We start from the raw sequence: 546 nt of genomic DNA, 5'->3' as shown, positions 1-546 counted from the left end.
AGGCTCCGCAGGCCGCCCTGCGGCGCGGTGGCGGCGGGCGGCTCGGGATCGTGCCGGCCGATCATCCGCCGCAGGGACTCGCCGCCGAACAGGACCAGCACGAGGCCGAGACCGCCGAGGAGGCCGGCGAGCGCCAGGGCGAGACTGCGCCGCACCTGTCTCGACATCGCCACGAAGGCCTCCCTGCTCGTCCGGCCGCCCGGCGAATGGGCAACCTGCCCGCTCAAAAACCGTCGACTGCGGCGCCCATAATACCGTACATGGTCCCGACACCAAGCCGTCCCGCCGCTCCGGCGGGTGAATCCCACGCGAATTCAGCAGTTTGGCGCGTGGAGCGCCGGGCGCGGGGGTCTTTCTCGACGGCTCGCAACGGTTGCGTGATGGAGGGCGCCGGATGGCCCCGGTGAGGACTGTCTGTGTCTATTGCGGCTCCGGCTTCGGCGGAGACCCGGCGTTTCGCGAGGCCGCGGAGACCCTGGGCACGGCGATCGCACAGGCCGGGATGGGCCTGGTCTACGGCGGCGGCGACGTCGGGCTGATGGGCGC

General features: G+C 72.3%; 1 pseudogene. It reads left to right on the top strand.

Annotation, left to right across the window (positions count from 1 at the left end):
- Positions 1–394: 394 nt before the first annotated feature.
- A pseudogene (locus FV228_RS34675) lies at positions 395–546 on the top strand (TIGR00730 family Rossman fold protein); the annotation flags it as partial.

The sequence above is a fragment of the Methylobacterium sp. WL18 genome, from assembly GCF_008040015.1.
GTDB lineage: Bacteria > Pseudomonadota > Alphaproteobacteria > Rhizobiales > Beijerinckiaceae > Methylobacterium > Methylobacterium mesophilicum.
Note: the sequence above shows the minus strand (reverse complement) of the source record. Positions and strands in the feature narration are given on the sequence as shown.